We start from the raw sequence: 512 nt of genomic DNA on the forward strand, positions 1-512 counted from the left end.
TGTCGACGTCGACCTCGACCGGCATCAGCTCGCTGTCCACCGGCCTGAGCTCGACCGACAGTTCAGTGGCTTCGCTGTCGACCTCCACATCGACTGGCCTGTCGTCGGCCAACAGCTCGATCACCTCGCTGTCGACCTCGACGTCGACGGGTCTGTCGTCCGCGAATAGCTCCATCACCTCGCTGTCGACCTCGACCTCGACCGGCCTGTCGTCCGCGAACAGCTCCATCACGTCGTTGTCCACGTCGACTTCGACCGGTCTCTCGTCGGCAAATAGCTCCATCACGTCGTTGTCCACCTCGACGTCGACGGGTCTGTCGTCCGCAAACAGCTCGATCACGTCGTTGTCGACGTCGACCTCGACTGGCATCAGCTCGCTGTCCACTGGCCTGAGCTCGACCGACAGTTCAGTGGCTTCGTTGTCGACCTCCACATCGACTGGCCTCTCGTCAGCGAGCAGCTCGATCACCTCGCTCTCGACCTCGACGTCGACGGGTCTGTCGTCCGCGAAT

Annotated in this window: 1 protein-coding gene; it reads right to left on the reverse strand. The window is 62.5% G+C overall.

Annotation, left to right across the window (positions count from 1 at the left end; all coding sequences use genetic code 11):
* A partial coding sequence (locus OEJ37_RS34815; RefSeq protein WP_263349531.1) for a hypothetical protein occupies window positions 1-512 on the reverse strand: 512 nt, incomplete at both ends.

The sequence above is a fragment of the Burkholderia sp. BKH01 genome (genome assembly GCF_025685725.1).
Lineage (GTDB): Bacteria > Pseudomonadota > Gammaproteobacteria > Burkholderiales > Burkholderiaceae > Burkholderia > Burkholderia pyrrocinia_C.